Source organism: Haloimpatiens massiliensis (assembly GCF_900184255.1).
Taxonomy (GTDB): Bacteria; Bacillota; Clostridia; order Clostridiales; family Clostridiaceae; genus Haloimpatiens; species Haloimpatiens massiliensis.
Window position 1 is genome coordinate 1 of sequence record NZ_LT854623.1, and the last position, 805, is coordinate 805.

Consider the following 805-nt stretch of genomic DNA (forward strand, 5'->3'; position numbering starts at 1 on the left):
TTTGGGTATATAATTCTATTAGTTTTTAACGCTCCTATATATTCAAAGCCTTTTGCCTTTGCTGTTTTTATAATTATTTCAGCACTATACCAACTATCCCCTAAGACGAAACCTTGAATAGGTGGTTCGGGTAATGAAGATATTATATTTACAGCAATATTAATCTTAGTAAATTTTTTATTGTCTTTATCGACTTTAGTCTTATCATAAAGCGTTAGCTGATAAGGAATTGTAACATCGCCACATTGTAGTAAAGCACCTACAACTTGGTGTCCATAGACTTTTTTATTTTCTAAATGTGATTGATGAAATTGACACTTTTCTATAGGATTTTTAGCCCGTGACGAAGGCTTTGTCTTCTTACAGATAGTATCATCAATAATCACATAAATAGGCTTTCCTGTATCACGAGATAACTGCCAAATTTTATTAACTGCGAACTTTTGTAATGCTCTCAAAATATAATCTTCATTCCATGGGCTTTTGGATAAAAATTGACCTATGGATGTTCTATAAGTACTCTGATAGCAACTTTCAGCTATATGAATAACTTTGCCATCATACCCACGACCTACGGCTGCAAAGATAAATTCACAAACATGTTTTAATTGAGGCAGTGTTAAATATAATGATAATCCAAGTTTAATTATGAAATTGTTAATCTCTTTATTATATGGTATATTATTTTCTGTAGACATTTATATTCATCCTTTGTTTATGTTTTCTGACAGAAATATAATACACTAGGATATTATGAATGTCTATTTTTATTCCATAATTTGTTATGAAATTTGCTCATTTAAAG

General features: G+C 29.9%; 1 pseudogene. It reads right to left on the bottom strand.

Annotation, left to right across the window (positions count from 1 at the left end):
• Window positions 1-698, bottom strand: a pseudogene (locus C1715_RS00075) (IS701 family transposase); the annotation flags it as partial.
• Window positions 699-805: the final 107 nt, after the last annotated feature.